The sequence below is a fragment of the Arthrobacter sp. T572 genome (assembly GCF_056780115.1).
In genome coordinates, this window is record NZ_JBRAZQ010000002.1 from 1,785,050 (window position 1) to 1,810,414 (window position 25,365).

A 25,365-nucleotide genomic window follows, 5' to 3' on the forward strand; every position below is an offset into this window, starting at 1 on the left:
ACTTGCCTGTGGCAATGGCCCAGCCCGACCGTCGCGGACCGCAGGTCCTGAATATCGGGGAAGTCCTGGCTCAGCTGAGCGATGACTTCCCCGGAATGACTGCGTCCAAAATCCGCTTTCTGGAAGAAAAAGGCCTGATCAATCCCAAGCGGACCCCTGCAGGGTACCGGCAGTACGTCGACAGCGATGTGGAACGCCTGCGCTTTGTCCTGGCACTCCAACGGGACCAGTACCTGCCGTTGAAGGTCATCAAGGACTATCTGGATGCCATTGACCGGGGGGAGCGTCCGGACAACCTTCCGCCCGGCGTAACGGTTTCACCGCGGATTGTGTCCGCCGAAATGGCGGCCGAGATCCAAGGGCGCGCACGGGCCCTGAGCGAGGAGCAGCTGCGGGCCGAATCCGGCGCCAGCGTCCCGCTGCTGGAGTCGCTGCTGAGTTTTGGATTGATCAGCCACGTCGGTGGCAAGTTCGATGAGCATGCCCTCCAGGTAGCCCGCGCCTGTGTCCAGTTGGAGGGACACGGGCTGGAACCCCGGCACCTTCGTCCGTTCCAGGCGGCGGCGGACCGCGAGTTCGGCCTGGTGGAACGGGCGGTGGCACCACTGATGTCCCGCAAGGATGCCGCGTCACAAGCCCGCGCAGCCGAGGCCGCCCGGGAAATCAGCGACCTCTGCCTCACGCTGCACAGGGCGCTCGTCCACGACCGTATCTCCCGGATGGACAGCTGATGATTGAAGTCGAAATTGTGGGTGTCCGGATAGAACTGCCCTCCAATCAGCCTTTGGTCCTGCTCAGGGAACTGAAGGGGGAGCGGCATGTGCCCATATGGATCGGCACACCGGAGGCCAGTGCGATCGCCCTGGCCCAGCAGGGGGTCGTACCGCCGCGTCCCATGACCCATGATCTCCTGGTAGACGTGGTCGAGTCGTTGGGCCACTCGATCATCAGTGTGAACATAGTGGCCGTGGAAGACAACATCTTTTACGGGCAGCTGCAGTTCGACGACGGCACGGTGGTCAGTTCCCGGGCTTCGGATGCGCTGGCCCTGGCCTTGCGGGCCAAGTGCCGGATCTGGTGCGCCGATGCCGTGATGGAAGAGGCCGGGGTCCGGATCACCGAGCACGATGAAGGTGAGGACTCGGAGCCTGCTGCCAGCGTGGACGAAGAGCGCGAAATGCGGCGGTTCCGCGAGTTCCTGGACGACGTGGAACCGGAAGATTTCGAGGGCTGAGCGCACCCTAAGCCTAAAGTTGAGGGTGAAACTTTCGACACGCCACTTTTTCAGCGCCAACGTCTTTGACCTCGGGGCCGTGCGGGCCTAACGTCGAACATATCGAGTTCCCGTTGCATACACTGCCCACGCAAGTCACACTGGAAAAGCGGACTTGTGGGAATTACATGCCTGAATTTCGGCGTTGTAAGCAGTGGTCACGCACCGTCCCCAAGGGAACTGACAACAAGGAGGTCACGTGAGTCCGAAAGGCGAAGCAGGCGAGCTGAAGCAGGCCTCGACCGGCATTGCTGCGCCCGTTACCGGCGCCCAAGGTCTCCTCTTCACTGAGGACCTTCCTGTGCTGGACGAGGACGCGGGTTACCGCGGTCCTACTGCATGCAAAGCCGCCGGCATTACGTACCGCCAACTGGACTACTGGGCCCGGACCGGCCTGGTGGAGCCGGCCGTCCGTGGAGCTGCAGGATCCGGTTCGCAGCGCCTGTACGGGTTCCGGGACATCCTCGTCCTCAAGGTGGTCAAGCGGCTCCTGGACACCGGCGTCTCCCTCCAGCAGATCCGCACCGCTGTTGAGCACCTTCGCGAGCGGGGAGTGGAGGACCTGGCACAGATCACCCTCATGAGCGACGGCGCCAGCGTCTATGAATGTACTTCCGCAGATGAGGTCATCGACCTCGTCCAGGGCGGCCAGGGTGTGTTCGGCATCGCGGTGGGCCGGGTATGGCGGGAAGTTGAAGGAAGCCTTGCCGAGCTCCCCAGTGAACACGCGGCCGAACAATCCTTTCCCGACGACGAACTGAGCAAGCGACGGGTGGCTCGCCGCATCAGCTAGGTACTGCCTGATGCTTGGAAACGTAGAAGGTCACCCATAAAACGAAGAAGCCGCCTCCTTGCCGAGGCGGCTTCCTTGTTGGTGGAGCAGTATGTCAGCGCTGGCGGCGGTCCCGTACGGCGGACTTGCCCCCCAGCAGATTCTGCAGAAGGTCGTCAAAGAGCTTTGCCGAGTTCTTGGCCGAGTCCCCGGGCCAGTGGTGGACAGAGTGGGCTGCCCCCTGGATCTGCTGCCAGTTTGCTTGCTCGGGAATGTGGGGGGACAGCAGCAGCTCACCGAACATCGATTCCATCTCGGCAAGCCGGAAAGCATGTTCCGATGAACCGGTGCGCACGCGGTTGGCAACAATGCCTGCCGGGGCGAGGTTGGGGGCAAACTCCTGGCGGAACAGCTGGATCGCACGCATGGTCCGTTCTGTTCCCGCCACGGAGAACAGCCCGGGCTCTGCTACCAGGACCACGCGGTCGCTGGCACTCCAGGCCATGCGCGTCAGGCCATTGAGGGAGGGTGGGCAGTCCACCAGGACGAGCTCGTAGCTGGTGGTGCCTGCCAGGACGGCGGAAAGGCGCCGTAAGTCCCTCCGACCCAGGTCCGGGCGGTCGTAGATGCCGGTGAATGCAGACCCGACTGCGACGTCGAGCTTGCCGTCGCTGGAGCCGTTGGAGACCCAGCTGCTGCCGGCCACATTCTCCGGCAGCCTGGCCTTGCGGGGGCTCTTGAGCATGCGGCCTATGTCCAACTGGCTGCCGGGCTGTACCCCCAGCGCGGTGGTTGCATCAGCGTGGGGATCGAGATCCACCACCAGGGTGGGAATTCCGGCTGCGAGGGCCGCGGACGCCAGACCCGTTGTCACGGAGGTCTTTCCCACTCCACCTTTGAGGCTGCTGATGCTGACTACTTGCACTTGAAAACCCAAAACCTAACGCCGGTTGCCGTATCGCGCTGTTTTCCGCCCCGGATCGGAGCCAGGGGCTTGCCGAAGCCCCTTCAACATCATAAGTGGCCCCACCCCGGTTTCCCGCTTTCTACGCGCCACGGTCAGATGGGAAGATGCTGCGTATTAGCACGGCTGAGGGGTCGCGCGCACGCATATACAAGGCACATGACGATTACTTTGTGATGGTTGCCACAAAGATTTGTGTTTGATGCTGGCGAGACTACACACTGTGACCACCGACCGATCCACCCGCAATGATGCAGGAGAAGTATGTTTTCGAAAATTCTGGTGGCCAATCGCGGAGAAATCGCGATCAGGGCGTTTCGCGCTGGTTATGAACTGGGCGCCAAGACCGTTGCTGTCTTTCCGCACGAGGATCGTAACTCGATCCACCGGCAGAAGGCCGACGAGGCTTACCTGATCGGCGAGGTGGGCCACCCCGTCCGCGCTTACCTGGACGTTGAGGAGGTAGTCCGCGTCGCCAAGGAAGCCGGCGCCGACGCCATTTACCCCGGCTACGGGTTCCTCTCGGAGAATCCAGACCTGGCACGTGCCGCCAATGCCGAAGGCATCACCTTCGTCGGTCCGCCGGCTGAGGTGCTGGAGCTGGCCGGCAATAAGGTTGCTGCCCTGGAGGCGGCCCGCAAGGCCGGCGTCCCCGTGTTGAAGTCGAGCAAGCCGTCCAAGGACCTGGACGAACTGATCGCTGCCGCGGACGAGATCGGTTTCCCCATTTTCGCCAAGGCCGTCGCGGGCGGCGGCGGCCGTGGCATGCGCCGCGTTGAAACCCGCGAGGCGCTCCCGGAGGCCCTGCAGTCCGCAATGCGCGAGGCTGATGCGGCCTTTGGTGACCCCACGATGTTCCTCGAGCAGGCCGTACTGCGTCCACGCCACATCGAGGTACAGATCCTGGCCGACGCCGAAGGCAACGTCATGCATCTGTTTGAACGCGACTGTTCGCTGCAGCGCCGCCACCAGAAGGTGGTTGAGATTGCCCCGGCTCCCAACCTTGACGACAACATCCGCCAAGCCCTCTACCGGGACGCGGTGGCATTTGCCAAGGCACTGAACTACGTCAACGCCGGGACCGTCGAGTTCCTCGTGGACACCGAGGGCGCCCGTGCCGGACAGCATGTCTTTATCGAAATGAACCCCCGCATCCAGGTCGAGCACACCGTGACGGAGGAAATCACGGATGTGGACCTGGTCCAGGCGCAGATGCGCATCGCTTCCGGCGAGACCCTGGCCGACCTTGGCCTGAGCCAGGAGACCGTCTCGATCAAGGGCGCCGCTCTCCAGTGCCGTATCACCACGGAAGACCCCGCCAATGGCTTCCGTCCCGACGTTGGAAAAATCACCGGTTACCGTTCCGCTGGTGGCGCCGGTGTACGGCTCGACGGCGGTACCGTCTATTCCGGTGCCGAGATCAGCCCGCACTTCGACTCCATGCTGGTCAAGCTGACCTGCCGCGGCCGCGATTACCCGGCCGCGGTCGCCCGTGCACGGCGTGGCCTCGCGGAGTTCCGTATCCGTGGTGTCTCCACGAACATCCCCTTCCTCCAGGCTGTGCTGGCGGATCCGGACTTCAATGCCGGGAACGTGGCAACGGACTTCATCGACAAGCGCCCGGAACTGCTCAAGTCCCACATCTCGGCTGACCGTGGCACCAAGCTCCTGACATGGCTTGCCGATGTCACGGTGAACAAGCCCAACGGTGAACTGACGGTCCAGTCGGACCCCGCCAGCAAGCTGCCCGTCATCGACGGGCCCGTGCCCGCCTCGGGTTCACGCCAGCGTCTTCAGCAGCTTGGTCCGGAGGGATTCGCCAAGGCCCTGCGTGAGCAGGATGCCCTGGCTGTTACGGACACCACGTTCCGCGATGCGCACCAGTCGCTCCTGGCAACGCGCGTCCGCACCCGCGACCTCGTGGCCGCCGGCCCGGCCGTGACGGCTTTGTTGCCCGATTTGCTGTCCGTGGAGGCCTGGGGTGGTGCAACGTACGACGTCGCGCTCCGCTTCCTGGGCGAGGATCCCTGGGACCGCTTGGCTGCTTTGCGCCAGGCCCTGCCCAACACTTGCATCCAGATGCTTCTCCGCGGCCGCAATACGGTGGGCTACACGCCGTACCCGGAAGAGGTCACGGAAGCCTTCGTCAACGAAGCCGCGGCCACCGGCATCGATATCTTCCGTATCTTCGACGCCCTCAACGACGTCAACCAGATGGCCCCGGCCATCCGCGCCGTCCGTGCTACGGGGACTGCTGTTGCAGAGGTCGCCCTGTGCTACACGGGCAACTTGCTTGACCCGGAAGAGAAGCTGTACACGCTTGACTACTACCTGGACCTCGCGCAGAAGATCGTGGACGCCGGAGCCCACATCCTTGCCATCAAGGACATGGCAGGCCTCCTGCGTCCGGCTGCCGCGGCCAAGCTTGTTTCTGCTCTTCGTGAGCGCTTCGACCTGCCTGTCCACCTGCACACCCATGACACCGCCGGCGGCCAGCTCGCCACGCTGCTCGCAGCAGTTGAGGCGGGGGTCGACGCTGTCGACGTCGCCGCAGCGTCGCTGGCCGGCACCACGAGCCAGCCGGCAGCTTCCGCACTCGTTGCCGCTCTGGCCAACACCCCGCGCGACACAGGCCTCAGCCTGGAGAACGTAGGCGCCCTTGAGCCGTACTGGGAAGCCGTCCGCCGCGTCTACGCGCCGTTCGAGTCAGGTCTTCCGGGCCCGACAGGCCGTGTCTACAAGCACGAGATTCCCGGTGGACAGCTGTCCAACCTCCGCCAGCAAGCCATTGCCCTCGGCCTGGGGGAGCAGTTCGAAGCGATCGAGGACATGTACACGGCGGCTGACCGCATCCTGGGCCGACTGGTCAAGGTGACGCCGTCGTCCAAGGTGGTGGGCGACCTCGCCCTGCACTTGGTGGGCCTCAATGCCGATCCGGCCGACTTCAACGAGAATCCGCAGAACTACGACATCCCCGATTCCGTGATCGGATTCCTGTCCGGCGAGCTGGGTGATCCTCCCGGAGGCTGGCCCGAGCCGTTCCGTACCAAGGCCCTCCAAGGCCGCAGCATCAAGGTGCGCGACGTCGAAATCAGTGCCGAGGACAGTGCAGCGCTGAAGGCGGACTCCAAGACCCGCCAGCAGACGTTGAACCGGCTGCTCTTCGCCGGCCCCACCAAGGACTACCAGAAGAGTGTCGAGACCTACGGAAACATCTCCGTGCTGGACACCCGTGACTACCTGTACGGCCTGCAGCGCGGTGCCGAGCACATCATCGAACTCGAGAAGGGCGTCCGGCTCATCGCGCAGCTGGAAGCCGTCTCCGAAGCTGATGAAAAGGGCATGCGCACCGTGATGTGTACGCTCAACGGCCAGTCCCGCCCGGTGGTGGTCCGCGACCGCTCCGTGGTGAGCAACGTCAAGGCGGCAGAGAAGGCCGATCCCGCGCAGCCGGGGCAGGTTGCCGCGCCGTTCGCCGGAGCCGTCACGGTCACCGTGAAGGTTGGCGACGAGGTCAAGGCCGGCGACACCGTCGCCACGATCGAGGCCATGAAGATGGAAGCCTCCATCACCACTCCGGTGGCAGGCACGGTTTCGCGCCTGGCTATCTCCGCCGTGGAGCAGGTCCAAGGTGGCGACTTGCTGCTGGTGATCGGCTAGCGATCGAACTCAAAGAACCCCGCCGGGAAGTTTCCCGGCGGGGTTCTTTTGTTGCTGCGGGTACCCGGCTGCAGGAGCCTAGGAAGCCCGGGGAGCGGAGTACATTTCCTCGATCACGGTGTCGAAATCCTTCATGACCTGGGCGCGCTTGACCTTGAGGGACGGCGTGAGGTGGCCGGAGGCCTCGGTAAAGTCCGACGGCACGATCCGGAAGGACTTGATGGCCTCGGCCTGTGACACTGACTGGTTGGCCTTGGTAATGAGGTCCTGGACCGCGGCCTTGACCACGGGGTGGCCCGTGGCTTCCGTCAGGGGCGTGCCGGCGGGCAACCCGTGCCGTTCCAGCCATCCCGGAAGCGCTTCTTCGTCGAGGGTGACCAGGGCGCCGATGAACGGACGGTTGTCTCCGACCACCAGGACCTGGGAAACGAGCGCGTCGGCGCGGATCTGGTCTTCGAGTTGCGCGGGAACCACGTTCTTGCCGCCGGCAGTCACGATGATTTCCTTCTTGCGTCCGGTGATCTTCAGGAAGCCGTTGCTGTCCAGTTCGCCGATGTCTCCCGTGCGGAACCAACCATCGATGAATGTCTCGTCCGTAAGGTCTTCCCTCTTGTAGTAGCCGCGCATGACGCACACGCCCTTGGCCAGGATCTCGCCGTCGTCGGCGATCTTCACGGCGTTGCCCGGAAGCGGTGCGCCTACCGTTCCGATCCGGATCATCGACGGCGTGTTGACCGACACCGGCGCCGTGGTTTCGGTCAGGCCGTAGCCTTCCAGGATCTGGAGACCGATGCCCTGGAAGAAATGGCCCAGCCGCTCACCCAGGGGACCGCCTCCGGAGACGGCGTGGGCTACATGGCCGCCCATGGCTGCCCGCAGCTTGCCGTAGACCAGTTTGTCGAACAGTGCATGCTTGACCTTGAGGCCCAGGCCCACCGATCCGGCCTGGCGTGCCTTGGAATACGCGATGGCAGTGTCCACGGCCCGGTGGAAAATTGCACCCTTGCCGCCGTCTTCGGCCTTGGTCAACGCCGAGTTGTAGACCTTCTCGAAGACGCGTGGAACGGCGAGGATGAACGTGGGCTGGAAGCTTTGGAGGTCCGCGAGGAGGTTCTTGATGTCCGGAGTGTGCGCCACCTTGACACCGCCGGCCACGGCCAGCACCGAGATAAAGCGTGCGAATACGTGGGCCAGGGGGAGGAACATGATGGTCTTGGCGGACTCGTTGATGATCTCGCCCAGCGCGGCCCTGGCGTTCTCTGACAATTCCACAAAGTTGCCGTGCGTCAGTTCACAGCCCTTGGGGCGGCCGGTGGTTCCCGAAGTGTAGATGATGGTGGCCAGGTCGGAGAGACCGGCGGCGGACCTGCGGGCTTCGAGTTCCTCATCCGTGACGCCGGCTCCGGCGGCACGCAGGGCGTCAAGGCCTGCGCCCTCCAACTGCCACACGTTGGTCACGGAAGAAATGTCTTCGGCGGCCACGGCCTGCCTGATGATGTCCTCGTGATGGGCTGCCTCGCCGAAAGCGGCAACGGCGCCGGAGTCGCCGAGGTTCCAGGCGACCTGCGACGGTGACGAGGTTTCATAGATCGGCACGGAAACCGCACCGGCATGCCAGATCGCGAAGTCCACCAACGACCACTCGTAGCGGGTCCGGGACATGATGCCCACCCGATCGCCGGCTCCTACGCCATGGGCCATCAGGCCCTTGGCGAGTGCGGTGACATCGGCCAGGAAATCGCTGGCACGGATGTCCTGCCACTGGCCGTTGGCGTCCAGTTTGGCAAAGAGCGCCGGGTTGGATGGCTTGGCAGCTTCCCGGACCAGGAGGTCCGTGATGTTGGTTTCAGGGGCGACATTGACGAGGGGAGGAACACTGATTTCACGCACGGTAGCTCCTTTGATATCCACGGGCCACGAGGGGGCTGCTTCCACTCTAGTATGCCCACTCGCGGAGGTGTGTCCTATTTCACCTACTGGCGGGTAACTTTACGGATTGGCGGGCGTTCCGGGCAACTTGGCGCCATCTTCGCCGGAGGATGAAGTATGGAGCGGGCGGTCCGAATAGGATGTTGGGATGCCCCCACTTCGGTCCACTTTCCGCGCCCGGCCCAAGCCTCCCGTCGCCGCCCGGAAGGACGTTCCCTGGGCTGCCAGGAGGAGCCATCTCGGTCGGAGGGGCCTGGCCATTGGAATCGACATCGGCGGCACCAAGGTAGCGGCCGGCGTCGTCGACGCCGACGGCAGGGTCCTGGCCGAGGCCCGGCGTTCGACTCCGGGTTCGGATCCCCGCGCCGTGGAGCAAACCATCGTGGAACTTGTCGCAGAGCTCAGCAGCGTGCACAGGATCGCTTCGGTCGGCATCGGTGCCGCCGGGTGGATGGACCTCGACGGCGGCACGGTGCTTTTCAGTCCGCATCTCGCCTGGCGCAACGAGCCCCTGCGGGAAAACCTGCAGAACCTCCTCCGGCGCCCGGTCCTCCTGACCAATGATGCCGACGCCGCCGCCTGGGCGGAGTGGCGTTTCGGCGCCGGGCAAGGGGAGAGCCGGCTGGTCTGCATCACGCTGGGCACCGGCATTGGCGGGGCGATGGTTCTGGACGGTCGCGTGGAACGTGGCCGGTACGGGGTTGCCGGCGAGTTCGGGCACCAGATCATTTTTCCCGGCGGCCACCGCTGTGAATGCGGTAACCGCGGGTGCTGGGAGCAGTATGCCTCCGGCAATGCCCTGGGGCGCGAAGCCCGCCAACTGGTACGGACCAACTCCCCTGAAGGCCGGGCACTACTTGCCAAGGCCGGTGGCACGGCCGACAACATCACCGGCGCTGCCGTGACGGCACTAGCCCTGGCGGGAGATGCCACCTCCCGGGAACTCCTGGCCGACCAAGGCGAATGGCTCGGGCTGGGCCTGGCCAATCTCGCAGCCTCCCTGGACCCCGGCATGTTCGTGATCGGGGGAGGGCTGTGCGACGCCGGCGAACTGCTGGCCGGCCCCGCCAGGGAAGCCTTCGCCAAGAACCTGACCGGACGGGGCTTCCGTCCCATGGCCAGGATCGAGCTGGCCGCCCTGGGTCCCCGGGCGGGCATGATCGGTGCCGCCGACCTCTCGCGCGTCAGCGGCCGGGCCCACAACTGACGCCTGCGTCGCCTGACGCCCCGCCGCCTGGCACCTCAGCGCGCCGCCGGCAGCACCCCGGGAGGTCCTGCTACGGAAGGGTATGCCGGGGTGCGGATCCGCGCCTCAGATGCGGGCGCCGTCGTCGTCCTCGTCCTTTTCGTGCGGGAGGCGCATGATCAGGTAGATCACCGAGGCCACGAATGCCGCCACGATCCCGAGGATGGCAGCCAGAGGCGCCGAACGCCAGAACATGGCCGTGAACAGCAAAGCAAGCGGACCCCCCACAGCGCCCAGCCAGGCGAGCATGGTGAGCGGCTCGGTGCCGGCCAGGCTCGGGGGCTCTTCCGGGACGAACCCGTCATCGTCGTCGTCCACCTCGAAATCCCGTGGCCCGGATGGGCGGCCCTGCTCCTCCGCGGGGACGGCAGCAGCTTCCGCTGAGGCGGGCGTGGTTGCCGGGGCAGCCAGGCCCAGCGGGTCAAAGTCCCGAAAGGCTTTGGGCCGGTCACCGGCACCCGGTGCCGGCGTCGGGGCAGAGGGAGTGCCGTCCGCATCTGACGCCGTGGCCTCATCTGGAGTGGAGCCCGGACCGGGACCGGAATCCGTAGCTTCCAGTCGTGCCACCAGGTCCAGCCAGACCGCGTCGTCGTCGTCGTTGTTGGCGCTCTGGTCCGGTGAGTTGGAGTCAGGCCTGTTCACTGGCTGTTTCCTTTGCGGGGGAGGTCTCGACGCCGGTCAGCGCGGCCATGGTCTTGTGGATGAACTGGACGGTGCCCGCAAAGATCTCCGGAGCATCGTTGTCCAGCGTTGCCACGTGATGGCTGTTCTTCAGGTAGGAGATGTCAACCGGCGCGTTGACCTTCGCGCGGAGAAAATCAAGGCTCGCCTGCGAGATGACGTTGTCCACCGTGGACTTGAAGACGCGGACCGGAGAGCTGATGCGGGGGAGGATGGCGGCTGTGTCCTTGTACATCAGCTTCAACTGGTGCGCTGCTGCCACTGGGGTCCGTGCATAGGCGCCCTCGTCCTGGTCCGGTTTGAGGATGTCGTTGGCGATTGCCGGCGTGGTCTTCACGACGTACTTCAGGGCAGCCACGATCACGGCACGGGGATCGTCCAGGACAAGGCCCGGATTCACCACGATCGTGCCGGCCACAGGGCGCGTCGCGGCGATCCTCAGGGCGAGGGTGCCACCCATGGACAGGCCGGCGGCGAAGACGTAGTCGCACTCCGCTGCAAGCTCCCGGTAGGCAGCATCCACCGCGTGATGCCATTCCCGCCAGGAACGACGGGACATGTCCTGCCACGTGGTTCCGTGCCCCGGCAGCAGCGGAAGCCGGACCGCATAGCCTGCTGCCGCCAGATGTTCGGCCCAGGGCCGCACGCTGTGCGGGCTCCCCGTGAACCCATGCGACATCACCACACCCACGCGGGCCCCCGAACCGGACCAGGCGCTGAGGAAGGGTGACGGGTCAGGACGTGTTTTCATGATGACTCCGAGGCTACTCTGTCTGCGGCGTGACGGCGGAAGAAGTGGGTGGATTCTGTAAAGATCGTGGGCGCGTCCACGTCCAGCGTGGCAACATGGCCGCTCTCCGGAAGAGTGACCACCTCCAGGCGGGAGGGGTCCAGGTGCTTTTTGATCAAGGCCAGGGAGGTGGGGGGAATAACGCCGTCCACGGCCGACTTGAAGACCAACGCCGGCGCCTGGACCTTTGGCAGGGCACGGGCAGCGTGCCGGAACAGCTTCTTGAGTTCGTGCACGGACGATAACGGTGTCTTGGAGTAGTCCCCGTCCTCGGTGGGGGCAGCGGTCGGTTTCTCCTCCTCGATGGGAGTTGTGGTGCGCATGATGTACTTCAGGGCACCAACGTACCGGACCCGGCGGTCATAGAAACTGAGCCCGGGATTGACCAGGACCAGGCCGGAAACCTCGTGCAGGGACGCCGTGCGCAGTGCTACCGCGCCGCCCATGGAAAGCCCGGCCACAAAGCAGTGCTCTGTCTGTCCGGCCAGCTCAAGGTAGCTGCGCTCGAACGTCCGGTACCAGTCCTGCCAGCGCGTTGTCGCCAGGTGCGTGCCAGCTGGTGCCGTGTCCGGGGAGCAAGGGGACGGAGACGGCAAAACCCTGCGCAGCCAAATGCTCAGCCCACGGCAGCACGCTCAACGGACTGCCGGTGAATCCGTGGCAGATGGCGATGCCGGTGGAGGCATTGCTGCCGTGTCCGGGATGGTGGAAGGCGAGCGGCGCTGCGGGAGGAGTGCTTTCCGTCATGGCACCATCGTGTCACTGTTCCCGACATTTCACACTGAAGTAGGGTTGCAGTGAATACTGTCCGGTAGCCCGGAATATGCCAGCACTCCGCCGTGGGAGGACCACCGTGTTCTATTGGGTCATGAAGAGGATCTTCCTTGGTCCCATCGTCAAACTGCTGTTCCGGCCATGGGTCAAGGGACTGGACAATGTCCCTGGGCAGGGGCCGGCCATCCTCGCCTCCAACCATTTGTCCTTCTCGGACTCGATCTTCCTGCCCCTGATGGTGGACCGGCCCGTGATTTTCCTGGCGAAGTCCGAGTACTTCACCGGCAAGGGCATCAAGGGCAGGCTCACAGCGCTCTTTTTCAGGCTGAGCAACCAGCTCCCGATGGACCGTTCCGGCGGCGCGGCCTCCGAGATGTCACTGCAGGCAGGCAAGGACGTCCTGCACTCCGGGGGGCTCCTGGGGATCTACCCGGAGGGGACCCGCAGCCCGGACGCCCGGCTCTACCGCGGCAAGGTCGGAGTGGCCAAGCTTGCCCTCCAGACGCGGGTGCCGGTTGTTCCCGTGGCGATGATCGGAACCGAAAAAGTCCAGCCCATCGGAAAGCGACTCCCAAACATCCGGCGCATCGGCCTGATCTTCGGGCAGCCTTTGGACTTCAGCCGCTACTATGGGATGGAGGAAGACAGGCACATCCAGCGTGCCGTCACCGACGAAATCATGTACGAGCTGATGCGGTTGTCCGGCCAGGAATACGTGGACGAATACGCCGCGGTGGTCAAGGCCAGGTTGGCCGGCAAGGGCCCGGAACCGGTAGAGAAAATCGAAGCCGCCCAGGAAGCCGCCACGGACATCGCCGATGACAGGGACGAGCCCAGGGACAACGGAACCAAAGCCGGGTGACTGTGACGCCTGCGGCCGGATCAGTTACGCCCGCAGTGCCCCAACCGGCGCCGGGGCTACTACTCTTGTAGGGTGACTGAGCTAACCGCGAACACCGCACCATCCGTAGCAGACCCCCTCGCCAGCACTGCCCAGAGCGGCGCTGCGAACTATCCCGGCCTGGATGCCTGGCGCGACCTGCCGATCTCCCAGCAGCCCACGTGGTCTGACGCCGAAGTTTTCAAGGCCTCGGTGAAGGAACTCTCCGTGGTCCCGCCCCTGGTCTTCGCCGGAGAAGTGGATGTCCTTCGTGAGCGCCTGGCCGCTGCAGCACAGGGAAAGGCCTTCCTGCTCCAGGGAGGCGACTGCGCGGAAACCTTTGAGGCCGCCACGGCCGACAAAATCAGTGCGAGGGTCAAAACCATCCTGCAGATGGCGGTCGTCCTCACCTACGGTGCAGCCATGCCCGTCATCAAGATGGGACGCATGGCAGGCCAGTTCGCCAAGCCCCGCTCCTCCAACGATGAAACCCGCAACGGCGTCACGCTTCCTGCCTACCGCGGAGACATCGTCAACGGCTACGATTTCACCCCCGAATCACGGGCGCACGATGCCGGCCGGATGCTGCAGGCTTACCACACCTCCGCCTCCACGCTGAACCTCATCCGCGCCTTCACGCAGGGTGGCTTCGCGGACCTTCGCCTGGTCCACCAGTGGAACAAGGGCTTCACTGAGAACCCGGCCCATGCGCGCTACGAGTCGCTGGCCCGCGATATTGACCGCGCTATCTCGTTCATGGATTCGTGCGGGGCGGACTTCGAAGCCCTCAAGCGCGTCGAGTTCTTCGCGAGCCACGAAGCCCTCCTGCTGGACTACGAGCGGGCGCTGACCCGCATCGACTCCCGTACTGGCCTGCCTTATGACACCTCCGCGCACTTCCTGTGGATCGGGGAGCGCACCCGCGAACTCGACCACGCCCACGTGGACTTCCTGTCCCGCGTGCGCAACCCGATCGGCGTCAAGCTCGGCCCCACCACCACGGGCGATGACGCCCTGCGCCTGATCGACAAGCTGGACCCCAACCGCGAACCCGGACGCCTCACGTTCATCACCCGGATGGGCGCCCGGAACATCCGCGAGAAGCTGCCCGCCGTCGTCGAACGCGTCACGGACTCCGGTGCGCAGGTCCTCTGGGTCACCGATCCCATGCACGGCAACACGGTCACCTCGCCCAACGGCTACAAGACGAGGAACTTCGACGACGTCATTGACGAAGTCCGCGGCTTCTTCGAGGTGCACCACTCCCTGGGAACCGTTCCGGGCGGCTTGCACGTCGAGATGACCGGCGACGACGTCGCCGAGTGCCTGGGTGGCGCAGACCCCATCGACCAGGACGCGTTCCTGGACCGCTACGAGTCGGTCTGTGATCCGCGGTTGAACCACATGCAGTCACTGGAGATGGCGTTCCTCGTGGCAGGAGCGCTTGCCAAGCGGTAAACGCCCACGCAAAAAAGAGGCGGCCCGGTGATATCCGGGCCGCCTCTTTGCTCGTTCTAGACCACCGTCAGGGTGATGACGGAACCTTCTGGAACTTCCTTGTCCACCGGGTTTTGGTCGCGGACGGTACCGAAGAATCCGCCCAGGATCTCGTTCAGCCTGACCTCGAAGCCCAGCTTCTTCAGTTCCTTTTCGGCGTCGTCCGCTTGCTTGCCGATGAAGCTGGGCACCTTCACCATCCTGGGTCCCTTGGAGAGGGTCAGGGTGACGGATTCGCCGCGCACCAAGGTTCCATTGGCAGGCGTCTGGGACACTACGGACCCCTTGGGGACCGACTTGTCGTTGACGGTCTCAGGAGCTATGACAGCCTTGAGCCCGGCATCCTGGATCGCCTTGACGGCGGCGTCCTGCGGCAAGCCCCGCACGTCCGGGACGGGAAGGGGCTGTGGTCCCTTGGACACCGCCAGCGCCACCGGGGTGCCGTGCCGTACCTCCGTGCCTTTGGCCGGGTCCTGAGACAGGACGACGCCGGCCGGTACTTTGTCGTCGTACGCCTCAGTGACGTTTCCCAAGGCCATTTCGGCGGCGTTCAACGCAGATTTTGCCTGGTCGAGGGTCACCCCGGCGAGGTCCGGCAACGGGAACAGCTGCGCCCCTTTGGAAACGTACAGGGTGATGGGCTGGAACTTCCTGACCACCGATCCTGCTTCCGGCTGGGTTCCGACCGTCAGACCAGCCTCGACGTCGTCGTCGAACACATCCTGTGGCTCGGACTGGAACCCTGCTGTCCGGAGCAACTGCTGGGCTTCGGCCACGGTCTTGTTCTTGACCTCGGGGACGGTGCCCGGCGATCCCGGCCCCATGCCGAAGAACCATCCGGCCGAGCCGGCCAGGAGCGCCAGGATGACGATGACCAAGGTCCAGATAAGGCCCCGCCGGCGGGGGTTGCCTTCACGCAGGGGCCTGACAGGTGTCGCCGCGGCGCGGGCCTGGTCCTTGGCGCGTTGACGCTCAAGTTTTTTGAGTTCGCGCTTGCCTGGCTGGCGTTCGTCATAAGCGGCGGGTGGGAGCGCGATGCGGTTGCCGGGCTCCCGGTAGCCCGTCCCGCCGGCCGTGCCCATCACGGTGGTGGGGTTGCTTTGATGGGAAATGAACTCCGTGGGTGACGCGGTGGTGGCAATTGCCTCGGTAGGGTGCTCCTGCGTCTGCCGGGCGCCATGGCCAGTGTGAGTGGCGGCAGCAAACGCTACGGGGCCGGCACCGGCGGGGGAGAGCGGCTTGTAGGACGGCTGACGGAGGTCCAACTGGGCGTCACTGAGCGTGGTCCGGATATGGCGCAGCTCCGACAGAAGGGCTGCTCCGTCCACGGGCCGGTTTTCGGCATCCGAAGCCGTGCACCACTGGACCAGTTCGTCCAGGTCCTGCGCCAGGCCGGGCGCCACCTCCGACGGGCGGGGCACCATTGAGTTCACGTGCTGGTAGGCGACCTGGATGGGGGTTTCGCCGGCATAGGGTTGCTTTCCGGTCAGCATTTCAAAGAGCATGATGCCGGCGGAGTAAATGTCGCTGCGGGCATCTGCTGCCTTGCCGAGGACCAGTTCGGGGGCCAGGTACGCCACGGTCCCTATCAGAGCTCCGGTGCTGGTGGTTGCGGTGACGGCACGTGCCAGCCCGAAATCGCCCACTTTGATACGGCCGTCATCGGCGATGAGGACGTTCTCCGGTTTCACGTCCCGGTGGATCAGTCCGGCCGAATGCGCAGCCGCCAGGCCTTCCACGACGGGATCGATCAGCGCCAGCGCCAGGCGCGGGGGGAGCGCACCCTGCTCATCCAGGACATCGCGGAGGGTCCGGCCTTTGACGTACTCCATGACCAGATATGCGATGTGGCCGTCTTCCCCCTGGTCCAGCACACCCACGACATGGGGGTGGGAGAGGCTCGCGGCGGCTTTCGCCTCCCTGCTGAGGCGTTCCAGGAAGGTGTGGTCATTGGCAAGGTGTGGATGCAGGACCTTGAGCGCAACGTCCCGCTCAAGGCGCTGGTCGGTCGCCAGGTAGACGGTGGACATGCCACCCCGCGCGAGACGGGAACGGACACCGTAGCGGCCGTCCACGGTGGTCCCGATCAGGTGGTCCTGCAGTGGTTCTTGCACCCTACGATCCTAATCGAGGCAGGGAAGAGGCCCGAATCCACAGGGGGATCCGGGCCTCGTCCACGGGTAGGTTAACGGCTTAGCCAAAGGTGCGCTGGCGGGCCTTGATCGATTCGACGTAGCGCTTGGTGTCGTCATACATGCCGTACTTGCTGACCGAGTACTGGCCTTGGTAGTAACCGGCGATCGCGGTATCCAGGTCCTTGCTGGTGGCGATGAGGGCACGGATGATGGCCACCCCCGCAGTCACGTTGTCATAGGGGTCCAGGAGATTGAGCTTGCGGCCCACCAGATCGGAGGCCCATTGGCCGGACGACGGAATGACCTGCATGGTGCCGATGGCGTTCGCGGGAGAGACTGCACGCTGGTCGAAGCCGGACTCTTGTTCGGCAAAGGCCAGTGCCAGGGACGGGCTGACCCCCATGCGCCGGGCCGTGTCCGCCACGATGGTCTTCATTTCAGCGCGGCTGGGTACGGGCGAGGCGTTCAGCAGGGCCTTGTTCTCATTGGCGGAGCTGACAACAGCGGGCGGGTAGGTGAAGCCGAGGAATGAGCTGGGAACAAGTGGCTTGGTCTCACCGGCCGGCTGGATGGAGGAAGTCCCCGGAATGGTGAGTTTTTGGCCCGGGTAGATGACGGTCGTGGCAGTCACGTTGTTGTTCGCAGCCATCAGGGCGGACAAAGTGACCCCATGCCGGGAAGCGATGGAGCTCAGGGTGTCGCCTGCCTTGATGGTGTACGTCCTGGAGCCGGCCTGCTGTGCGGGTGCGGGCGCCGGAGCGGGTGCAGGTGCCGGCGCTGCCGGAGTTGAGGAGCCGCCGCTGACCTTGATCTTTTGTCCGGGATAGATGATGGAGCTGCCGTTGAGTCCATTCCAGCTGAAGATGCTGGACAGGGGGACGCCGTGGCGTGCAGCGATCGCTCCCAGGGTGTCCCCGGAGACCACAGTGTAGGTGGCGGCACCGGTAGTCGGAGCAGGCGCGGGAGCGGCGGGCTGCTGCGGGGCGGCCGGAGCGGAGCCCTTGAGCTTCAGGGTTTGACCGGGGTAGATCAAGGTGGTGGGCGTCAGCTTGTTCAGCTGGAGGACCTCGCCGGTATCCAGGTTGAAACGCTTGGCGATGGCGCTGACCGTGTCGCCGCGGACGATCGTGTACGTATCCGGCACCGCGGGGGCCATGGGTCGCAGGGCGGCGGGAAGGGTGGAGGCAACTGCCTGGGCCGGAATAACGGTTCCGGCCTGCGTTGCCTGCGCCTGGATGGCGGCTGCCAGGGTTGCCGGGATCTTCCGCGGCTGTGGCGCCGGCGCGGCTGTTGCGGGCTGGGCCAAGGCAAGCGAGGACAGGACCACAGCAGGAAGCGCAGCCGTGGTTGCCGCTATGACCGGCATGCTCATGGTTCGTTTCGTCGAGGGGGGCGTGGTCATGGAATTGTGTCCTCATCTCGGCAGCGGGGGAGTTGGGTTGATACCGCTGTTACCAGTGTTGCCAATGTTACAGATGTTATCAATGGTGCAAGAGTGATCAATGTGAATCTCTCACACTTATCCCATCGGCACAACAATTCGCCATGTTCGTAAATCCGGGCGGTAATTATGCGAATGCAAAAGGCACTTTTCGGCGCCGGGGCCCAAACCGCCGTCGTCGTCCGGCTAGGCGAGTGGCAGGCAGGCGTGGCAACCTTGATCCGTGAGTAATGTAGAAAGCCTTGTTTCTGACTGGATGCCGTTGCCGGATGTCGCCGAACTGCTGGGCGTCACCGTCACCAAAGTCCATGGATTGCTGGACGAGCGGGCCCTGGTGGCCATCCGCCGCGGAGAGCGCAATATCCGCTCGATCCCCGCGTTGTTTTTGCAGGACGGGCACGTGGTGGACAGCCTCAAGGGAACCATCGCCGTCCTCAGCGACGCCGGTTATAACGACGAAGAACTCATCACCTGGCTGTTTACGGCCGATGAATCACTCCGCGGACGTCCGATTGATGCGCTGCGTGAAGGGCGTAAGACAGAAATCCGTCGCCGGGCCCAGTCCCTGGCCTGGTGACAGGTCTTCCTCCCACCGAAATTAACAAGCACGACGGCGGTTCTTGACCGCCGTCGTCATGTTTCCAGTGTTGGCCTGCTTAGGCCGCGCGGCTCACCGCGGCCTCCGCCAGGTGGCGCAAAGCCGTCAGAGGCAATTCCTCAAGGGGAAGCTGTTCCAGTCCCGCAAAGGCCTCGTTGCTCAAATCGGCGATGAGCGACTCGGTGGCGTCGAGTGCTCCCGAGTCCACCATGATGCGCCGGATGTCGCCCACTTCTTCTTCGCTGAGGTCCGGCTTGCCCAGGGCAGCATCGAGGTAGGCGGCCTGGTCGTTGGAGGCCATGTTCAGTGCGAACCCCACCAAGACGGTGCGCTTGCCCTCGCGGAGGTCGTCCCCGGCCGGCTTTCCAGTGGTTTCAGGATCGCCAAAGACACCCAGGACGTCGTCCCGCATCTGGAATGCCTCGCCCAGGGGAAGGGAGAACCGCGAGTAGGCGTCCAGCAGGTCGTGCGGGGCTCCGGCAAGGGCACCACCCAGCCCCAGCGGGTGTTCGGTGGAGTACTTGGCCGACTTGTACCTGATGATGGATCTGGCCCGGTCGACCGAGCCTTTGGAATCCCGGACCGGTCCGGCCACTTCCTCCAGGATGTCGAGGTACTGCCCTGCCATGACCTCTGCCCTCATCAGGTTGAAGATGCGGCGGGCGTCTGTTCCTGCGGCGGCACGGCTGCCAATGCGGGTGAAGGCCTCTTCGCTGAAGGAGAGGCAGAGATCGCCGGTGAGGATGGCTGCCGCGTGGCCAAAACGCTCATTGTCCAGTGCCCAGCCGCTGGCCTCGTGAAGCTGGCTGAAGCGACGGTGGACACTGGGTCCGCCACGGCGTGTATCGGAGCGGTCGATGATGTCGTCGTGGATCAGGGCTGCGGCCTGGAAGAGTTCGAGGGCACACCCGGCGGTGAAGATGCGGGGATCGCCTGCCGCGCCTCCTGCGCCCCTCCAACCCCAGTAGCAAAGCTGGGCGCGCAACCGTTTCCCGCCGGTGACCAAGGTGGAAATGGAGGTAACCAGGGGGTCGACGTCGGGGGACACCGTCGCCATGAGCTCCCGCTGCGCCTCAAGGAATCCTGTGAGTTCCTCCGAGACGCCGGCAATAAACCGGCCCTGCTCCGAGTGGAGTTGTTCGTTCCGGGTCACTTGACGGACCCGGCAGCCACATTGGCTCCGATGGTGAACGTGGAAACGCCTTCCTTCTGCCGCACTGACAGATTGACGGTCTCACCGTCACCCCTGATGAAATCGATCGACGTGACGTTTCCCACAGCTTCCTGGCCCGGAACAACCTTGAACCCCTGAGCTTCGAGGGATGCCCTGTAGTAGTCCACCACTCCTTCCGGGGGAGCTTTGACCGTACCCACGAGGGCAACGGTGGCGGGGGAAGCGTTCTTGTCCACGCTGCTGGAGCGGACCGACGTTTTGGGCATCACCGGAATCAGTTGTTCCGGAAATCCCGGCACCAAGGCGCCCACGGTTGCGGTGGCGCCCGGAACCGGGGAGGCCGAGCCTTCCGGCGGCGTGGTTTGAGCCGTTGCGGCAGTGCCGGACGGGGAAGGGGACACGGAAGAGTTGGTGCTGGTGGTCCCTGACGGGCTGGGCGCAGCCGAACCGCCCGGCGAGGGTGTGCATGCGGAAACTGCGACCGCGATGCTCACTGCGAGCAGGGCGAAACCTCGGGATGGAGGAGTTCGAAAGGGCTTCACAGGGGTATCCTTCCTCTGGCTGACGCCGGACTGTGCCTCCAGTTTAGTCAGTGACCGGGCATAGTATTGCCGTTGTGAGTCAGGAAGCATCAGGTGGCGCGTCGGGCGGAGCGCAGGGAGTGCCACCCGTCTCCGGAGACGCCCTCCGGAAGCTCCGCCGAACAAGCATCCTGCACGTGGACATGGACGCTTTCTTCGTCTCGGTCGAGCTCCGGAACCGCCCGGATCTGCGCGGCAAGCCGGTGATCGTGGGCTTCCCGGCCGAACGCTCCGTAGTCCTGTCTGCCTCCTATGAAGCCAGGGCCACGGGGGTCAAGTCGGCCATGCCCATGTCGATCGCCATGCGGCGGTGCCCCTCGGCAGTGATCATCAATCCGCGGCACAAGCTGTACTACGAGGTCTCCGCGCAGATCATGGAGATCTTCTCCTCGATCACCGACCTCGTGGAACCCCTGAGCGTGGACGAGGCCTTCCTTGATGTGGGCGGAGCCATCCGTCGGCTTGGACCGCCCCTGGACATAGGCCACCTGATCAGACGAACGGTGTGGAAGGAGCTTGGCATCACGGCATCCGTCGGCGTCGCCGCCACCAAGTTCGTGGCGAAGATCGCCTCCACGAGGTGCAAGCCGGACGGGATCCTCATGATCGACGCCGACCACACCGTTCCCTACCTGCACAGCCTGCCGGTGAACGCGCTCTGGGGGGTGGGTGGAAAGACCGCGGAGGTCCTCGCCCGTTTGGGCATCCGCACCGTGGCGGACGTCGCCGCCACGCCGGTAGCTTCCCTGCGGAAAGTCCTGGGTGCGGGCGGCGAGCATGTCCACCGGCTCTCCTTGGGGATAGACCCCAGGCCGGTCACCCCCGTCCGGCTCGAAAAGAGCATCGGTGCGGAAGAGACCTTCTCCACGGACACCGCAGACGACGCTTTGCTGCACCGGGAGTTGCTCAGGTTGTCGCACAGGACGGCCGCACGGCTGCGGAGCTCCGGAATGCTTGCCAGGACTGTTGCCCTCAAGCTCCGCTTTGCCGATTTCTCCACCGTGACACGCAGCAAGACCGTGCAGACGCCCATGGACAGTGCGCAGCTGATCTACCAGGTTGCTGTCCAGTTATTGGAGTCGTTGGGTTCGCGGCCCATGGCTGTTCGCCTGGTGGGTGTCCGCGCCGAGCAGTTGGAGCACGCAGGACAGACATCCCTGCAACTCAGCCTCGACCGCAGGGACGACAACTGGAGGGCCGCTGAACAGGCTCTGGACCGGGTGGCTGAACGGTTTGGCTCCAAAACGCTCCTTCCGGCCAGGCTGCTGGAGCCGGGCAAGCCACAGGAGGGTCCGTGACGTGTCCCATAACACCCCTTCGGGGCCTTCCGGCTGTCTTTCAGAACCGCCCGCGACAAACTATCCTAATTAGTACAGATATTTAGATCGTCTGGACAGCTGTTTCCTGAACAGTCGGCCCGGAAAATGATTGCCACAAGGTCATGATTTTCCGGGAACGTCTGGCAACGCCCGATCGTTTGGGAAAGAGACGCACAGGCCGCGTTCCGTCCAGACGCTGGCTGACTAAAGGAGGTCGCGATGCCCCTCTCGGAGCACGAACAGAAGCTGCTTGAGCAACTTGAAAAGCAGCTTCACGAGGACGATCCGAAGTTTGCCAACACCATGGGTTCGGATCCCATCCGCAGCTGGTCCACCAGGCATGTCATCATCGGTGTGCTGGGCGCTATTGCCGGCATCCTGCTTTTGCTGGTCGGAGTCTCGATCCAGCAGATCTTCGTGGGCGTGCTTGGCTTCGTTGTCATGGGGGCGGGCGTCTACTTCGCCACTCTCCGCGGCGCGGCCTTTGGCAAGTCCCGCGGCGGCGGAAAGCCAGGCAAGGCGCGGACCAAGAGTTCCTTCATGAGCAACCTTGAAGAACGCTGGGACGAACGCCGCCGGGACGACACCTAAGCTCCGGAGCCGGCGTGCAGGCCTGCGCGCGGACTCCCACTGCTGACAGGATGCCGGTGCCCCCGGTTCCTCATCCGTGCCCGAAGCCTCTGTTCCTGGTGACCGTTCCGAGGTGACGGTTCCGTGGTGACGCCCAAGCCAGAACGTGGTGATGCCCAAGCTGGAAAAGGTCCAGCGCCCCTGCTCCCATTCCAACGCCCATCCCGGGCGCCCTGCCGATGCATTGCTGGAAGGCACTTCTTCCGTGCGCAGGTTAAGTACCGTCGGTAAAGATGCCTCCCCGCATCCACTCAGCTTGGCCTGCTCGGATCTGATTGCCCCTGGAGACCCGCGCCGGGTCTTTTGTGTTTAAGGCGGGTCTTTTTTTGTTTAACACGCAGCAGCACTTGAACGGGGCGTGACCGGTCGGCCGTTCCCGGCCTCCAGTGTCCTTGACCACGCCACCCCCAGAGCCTGCCACTTCCCTCCACCTGCTCATCCTCCCTCCACCTGCTCCACTTCCCTCCATGTGCTCCACTTCCCTCCCTTGGCTGCGCCCTCCGTCCTCGCCGGCCTTCCCCGGGGCCGCAGTGTGGAGCTTTTCGCCACCCGCGGCCCTCCCCGTGCCCCACTTTCCTCCCCGCAGCCGCAATCCGCGTGATTCCGGGCCTGATGCCACCAAGAGTGGGGGCGAAACACCCGATCCTGCGTTGACTGTGGGGCAATGTGGAGTAAAGTGGAGCACATAAGAGGGTAGTGGCATCGTTGGGTATGTGCGGGCACCTTGATTGAGGGGCGGTGGGCAGGTGTTTCTTGGCACCCATTCCCCGCGTCTCGATGAGAAGGGCCGCATCATCCTTCCAGCCAAGTTCCGCGAGGAGCTTGCCGAGGGGCTGGTCCTCACCAAGGGCCAGGAGCGTTGCATCTACGTCTTCAGCCAGCGGGAATTCGAGCGTATCCACGAATCCATGCGGGAGGCTCCTTTGTCCTCCAAGCAGGCTCGTGACTACATCCGGGTTTTCCTGTCCGGAGCCTCTGACGAGGTACCTGACAAGCAGGGGCGCGTGACCATTCCTCCCGCGCTCCGGGCTTACGCAGGTCTTGACAGGGAATTGGCGGTCATTGGTGCCGGTACCCGCGCTGAGATCTGGGACGCCCAGGCCTGGAACGAGTACCTCGCCGAGAAGGAAGCAGCCTTCTCGGAAACCGATGACGACAATCTGCCCGGGTTCCTATAACCGGACAGAGGGGGCGCTGCCCCGGTTCTTGGATGGGACCTCCAGCCGCCCATCGGACTGCCACCCTGGCTCACCTTCCCCGGAGCCAGGCGGCAGGACGACAGGCGCGGATGGGGATCCGATTCAAGAACGCCATGCAAGCGATTGAGGAAAGAGGAGGCAGCGTGGAAGAGCAGGATCCGGCAAAGCCCACATCTGAGCGCCACGTGCCCGTCCTGAAAGACCGCTGCATCAATCTCCTCGCACCCGGCTTCGAAGCTGCACGCAGTCGCGGCGAAACGCCCGTGGCGATCGATGCCACCCTGGGCATGGGCGGGCACTCCGAGGCCATGCTTCAGAGATTTCCGGACCTCCATCTGGTGGGCATAGACCGCGACGAGGAGGCGCTGGCGCTGGCCGGGGCCCGGCTGGAGCCGTTTTCCGACCGGACTGACCTTGTCCACGCCGTCTACGACGAGATCGAGGACGTCCTGGCCGACCTCGGCATCAGGGCAGTCCACGGGATCCTCATGGATCTGGGCGTCTCCTCCCTGCAACTGGACGAACGGGAGCGTGGTTTCGCCTACTCCTACGACGCGCCGCTGGACATGAGGATGGATACGAGCCGGGGCCAGACGGCCGCTGACGTCGTTAACACCTACAGCGAGGAAGAACTGGTCCGGATCATCCGCAAGTGGGGCGAAGAGAAGTTCGCGGGCCGGATCGCCGCCAGGATCGTTGCCGCCAGAGACCTGAAGCCCTTCGCCACCACGGGTGAGTTGGTGGAACAAATCCGCAGCGTCGTGCCCGCCGGTGCGGCCAAGAGTGGCGGACATCCGGCAAAGCGCACCTTCCAGGCCCTGCGGATCGAGGTCAACGAGGAACTGGACGTGCTGGAGCGCGCGGTTCCTGCAGCAGTTGCGTCCACAGCACTCGGTGGGCGGGTGGTGGTGATGTCCTACCACTCGCTGGAGGACAAGATCGTCAAGTCCGTCTTCCAGGCCGGGTCCAAATCCTCGGCTCCCCTGGGATTCCCGGTGGAACTGGAAGAGCACAAACCCGAACTGAAGACACTGACCAAGGGCACTGAAGTGCCTACGGCAGCAGAAATAGCCGAAAACCCCCGTGCGGCATCTGCCCGACTCAGGGCCGTAGAGCGCATCAAGCCAAGGAGAGTCGCATGAGCACCGCCGCAGCCAAGACATTGCCCTCCGTGGCAGGAAACACCGCAAGGGCCTTGCCGTCGCCCGTGGCCAAGCCGGCCGCGGAGAAGGCGCGCACCCCGCTCTCGATCGTCAGGTCGGCTCCCGGACGCAAGCGCACACCGTTCGTGGTGTTGTGCTTTTCCGTGCTGGCGCTTGCCCTGCTGACAGTCCTCGTCCTGAATATTTCGGTCTCCACGGCCCAGTACCAATTGGTGCAGTTGAAAGCCGAGGCAGCAACGCTCAACAAGGAGAACCAGGACCTGACACAGAAAAAGCAGAACTTTGAGGCTCCCCAGAATCTTGCCGCCAAGGCTGCAGAATTGGGAATGGTCCAGTCAACCGTCAAGGGCCAGATTGATCTGGAGACCATGACGGTGACCGGCAAGGCAACCCCTGCTGTTAAGGGCGACAACCCCTCAGCCTTGATTGCCCCGCCGGCCGTGGCAGGCCAGCTTGACGTCGTTCCCTCGGTAACTACCAAGGATCCGTTGGAAAACCTTAAACCGGCCCAACCGTCGGCTCCGTCCGTTCCCGCGGCAACACCTCCGGCTCCGGCGGCAGCTCCCACGGTGGAACTGCACGGCGGATCGGTTCCGGCGCCCGCCCAGAAGGAGCCGGGGCAGTAGTTCATCAATCCACCGAAGCAAGGTCAGCAGCAA

The 25,365-nt window shown here is 64.4% G+C and carries 21 protein-coding genes and 1 pseudogene; 13 read left to right on the forward strand and 9 right to left on the reverse strand.

Annotated features, from left to right (window positions below):
- The first annotated feature begins 14 nt into the window (after window positions 1–14).
- From ftsR to ACUYMZ_RS09470, 3 genes are all read left to right on the forward strand, one after another.
- A complete protein-coding gene (gene ftsR / locus ACUYMZ_RS09460; RefSeq protein ID WP_481602927.1) occupies window positions 15–731 on the forward strand; it encodes a transcriptional regulator FtsR in 717 nt (238 codons plus the stop codon).
- Window positions 731–1,234, forward strand: a complete 504-nt coding sequence (locus ACUYMZ_RS09465) for a bifunctional nuclease family protein (RefSeq protein ID WP_442422879.1) — start codon at window positions 731–733, stop codon at window positions 1,232–1,234. Before ftsR ends, ACUYMZ_RS09465 begins: the two co-directional genes overlap by 1 nt.
- 238 nt (window positions 1,235–1,472) lie before the next feature.
- Entirely contained in the window at window positions 1,473–2,066 is a 594-nt protein-coding gene (locus ACUYMZ_RS09470) for a MerR family transcriptional regulator (RefSeq protein ID WP_426006965.1), read from the forward strand.
- Window positions 2,067–2,160: 94 nt separating this feature from the next.
- On the opposite strand, the gene ACUYMZ_RS09475 is transcribed toward ACUYMZ_RS09470, so the two are convergent.
- The gene (locus ACUYMZ_RS09475) at window positions 2,161–2,970 is read right to left on the reverse strand and encodes a ParA family protein (protein WP_442422878.1); all 810 of its coding nucleotides are present in this window, start codon (window positions 2,968–2,970) and stop codon (window positions 2,161–2,163) included.
- Window positions 2,971–3,273: 303 nt separating this feature from the next.
- On the opposite strand from ACUYMZ_RS09475, the gene ACUYMZ_RS09480 reads away from it, so the two are divergent.
- On the forward strand, window positions 3,274–6,669 hold the full coding sequence (locus tag ACUYMZ_RS09480) for a pyruvate carboxylase (RefSeq protein WP_481602930.1): 3,396 nt from the start codon (window positions 3,274–3,276) through the stop codon (window positions 6,667–6,669).
- A gap of 78 nt (window positions 6,670–6,747) precedes the next feature.
- On the opposite strand, the gene ACUYMZ_RS09485 is transcribed toward ACUYMZ_RS09480, so the two are convergent.
- On the reverse strand, window positions 6,748–8,559 hold the full coding sequence (locus ACUYMZ_RS09485) for an AMP-dependent synthetase/ligase (protein WP_442422877.1): 1,812 nt from the start codon (window positions 8,557–8,559) through the stop codon (window positions 6,748–6,750).
- 187 nt (window positions 8,560–8,746) lie between these two features.
- Here ACUYMZ_RS09485 and ACUYMZ_RS09490 point away from each other — a divergent pair, with 187 nt between their 5' ends.
- Window positions 8,747–9,805: an ROK family protein gene (locus tag ACUYMZ_RS09490; RefSeq protein WP_426006969.1), complete on the forward strand. Its 1,059-nt coding sequence runs from the start codon at window positions 8,747–8,749 to the stop codon at window positions 9,803–9,805.
- A gap of 105 nt (window positions 9,806–9,910) precedes the next feature.
- Here ACUYMZ_RS09490 and ACUYMZ_RS09495 read toward each other — a convergent pair whose 3' ends face one another.
- The 3 genes and pseudogenes from ACUYMZ_RS09495 to ACUYMZ_RS09505 form a co-directional block, all read right to left on the reverse strand.
- A complete protein-coding gene (locus ACUYMZ_RS09495; RefSeq protein ID WP_481602933.1) occupies window positions 9,911–10,486 on the reverse strand; it encodes a hypothetical protein in 576 nt (191 codons plus the stop codon).
- The gene (locus tag ACUYMZ_RS09500) at window positions 10,473–11,276 is read right to left on the reverse strand and encodes an alpha/beta hydrolase (protein ID WP_426006972.1); all 804 of its coding nucleotides are present in this window, start codon (window positions 11,274–11,276) and stop codon (window positions 10,473–10,475) included. The genes ACUYMZ_RS09495 and ACUYMZ_RS09500 overlap by 14 nt, the downstream gene beginning before the upstream one ends.
- Window positions 11,273–12,062 (reverse strand): annotated as a pseudogene (locus ACUYMZ_RS09505) (alpha/beta hydrolase). The gene ACUYMZ_RS09500 and the pseudogene ACUYMZ_RS09505 overlap by 4 nt, the downstream one beginning before the upstream one ends.
- A 106-nt stretch (window positions 12,063–12,168) precedes the next feature.
- Here ACUYMZ_RS09505 and ACUYMZ_RS09510 point away from each other — a divergent pair.
- Together ACUYMZ_RS09510 and ACUYMZ_RS09515 are read left to right on the forward strand one after the other, a co-directional pair.
- The gene (locus ACUYMZ_RS09510) at window positions 12,169–12,951 is read left to right on the forward strand and encodes a lysophospholipid acyltransferase family protein (protein ID WP_442422876.1); all 783 of its coding nucleotides are present in this window, start codon (window positions 12,169–12,171) and stop codon (window positions 12,949–12,951) included.
- Between the two features lie 72 nt (window positions 12,952–13,023).
- The gene (locus ACUYMZ_RS09515) at window positions 13,024–14,427 is read left to right on the forward strand and encodes a class II 3-deoxy-7-phosphoheptulonate synthase (protein WP_442422875.1); all 1,404 of its coding nucleotides are present in this window, start codon (window positions 13,024–13,026) and stop codon (window positions 14,425–14,427) included.
- A gap of 56 nt (window positions 14,428–14,483) precedes the next feature.
- Here ACUYMZ_RS09515 and pknB read toward each other — a convergent pair whose 3' ends face one another.
- Together pknB and ACUYMZ_RS09525 are read right to left on the reverse strand one after the other, a co-directional pair.
- A complete protein-coding gene (pknB, locus tag ACUYMZ_RS09520; RefSeq protein ID WP_481602936.1) occupies window positions 14,484–16,580 on the reverse strand; it encodes a Stk1 family PASTA domain-containing Ser/Thr kinase in 2,097 nt (698 codons plus the stop codon).
- Between the two features lie 79 nt (window positions 16,581–16,659).
- The gene (locus tag ACUYMZ_RS09525; protein ID WP_481602938.1) at window positions 16,660–18,003 is read right to left on the reverse strand and encodes a lytic transglycosylase; all 1,344 of its coding nucleotides are present in this window, start codon (window positions 18,001–18,003) and stop codon (window positions 16,660–16,662) included.
- 262 nt (window positions 18,004–18,265) lie between these two features.
- On the opposite strand from ACUYMZ_RS09525, the gene ACUYMZ_RS09530 reads away from it, so the two are divergent.
- The gene (locus tag ACUYMZ_RS09530; RefSeq protein WP_426006980.1) at window positions 18,266–18,619 is read left to right on the forward strand and encodes an Rv2175c family DNA-binding protein; all 354 of its coding nucleotides are present in this window, start codon (window positions 18,266–18,268) and stop codon (window positions 18,617–18,619) included.
- A 79-nt stretch (window positions 18,620–18,698) separates the two neighbouring features.
- Here the strand turns inward: ACUYMZ_RS09530 and ACUYMZ_RS09535 are convergent, their stop codons facing one another.
- Window positions 18,699–19,793, reverse strand: coding sequence for a polyprenyl synthetase family protein (locus ACUYMZ_RS09535; protein WP_426006982.1), 1,095 nt, complete (start codon window positions 19,791–19,793; stop codon window positions 18,699–18,701).
- Entirely contained in the window at window positions 19,790–20,356 is a 567-nt protein-coding gene (locus ACUYMZ_RS09540) for a hypothetical protein (RefSeq protein WP_481602941.1), read from the reverse strand. The genes ACUYMZ_RS09535 and ACUYMZ_RS09540 overlap by 4 nt, the downstream gene beginning before the upstream one ends.
- A gap of 119 nt (window positions 20,357–20,475) precedes the next feature.
- Between ACUYMZ_RS09540 and dinB the strand changes: the two genes are divergently transcribed.
- The 5 genes from dinB (at window position 20,476) to ftsL (ending at window position 25,332) form a co-directional block, all read left to right on the forward strand.
- On the forward strand, window positions 20,476–21,693 hold the full coding sequence (dinB, locus tag ACUYMZ_RS09545) for a DNA polymerase IV (protein WP_481605843.1): 1,218 nt from the start codon (window positions 20,476–20,478) through the stop codon (window positions 21,691–21,693).
- Window positions 21,694–21,933: 240 nt separating this feature from the next.
- Entirely contained in the window at window positions 21,934–22,305 is a 372-nt protein-coding gene (locus tag ACUYMZ_RS09550; RefSeq protein WP_426006984.1) for a DUF3040 domain-containing protein, read from the forward strand.
- Between the two features lie 785 nt (window positions 22,306–23,090).
- Window positions 23,091–23,522: a division/cell wall cluster transcriptional repressor MraZ gene (gene mraZ, locus ACUYMZ_RS09555; protein WP_481602943.1), complete on the forward strand. Its 432-nt coding sequence runs from the start codon at window positions 23,091–23,093 to the stop codon at window positions 23,520–23,522.
- Between the two features lie 134 nt (window positions 23,523–23,656).
- Window positions 23,657–24,685 carry a 16S rRNA (cytosine(1402)-N(4))-methyltransferase RsmH gene (rsmH, locus tag ACUYMZ_RS09560; RefSeq protein WP_481605845.1) on the forward strand — a complete coding sequence of 343 codons (1,029 nt, stop codon included), beginning with the start codon at window positions 23,657–23,659 and terminating at the stop codon, window positions 24,683–24,685.
- Window positions 24,682–25,332 (forward strand): cell division protein FtsL, encoded by a 651-nt coding sequence (gene ftsL / locus ACUYMZ_RS09565; RefSeq protein WP_426006987.1) that lies wholly within the window; start codon window positions 24,682–24,684, stop codon window positions 25,330–25,332. The genes rsmH and ftsL overlap by 4 nt, the downstream gene beginning before the upstream one ends.
- The last annotated feature ends 33 nt before the right edge of the window (window positions 25,333–25,365 follow it).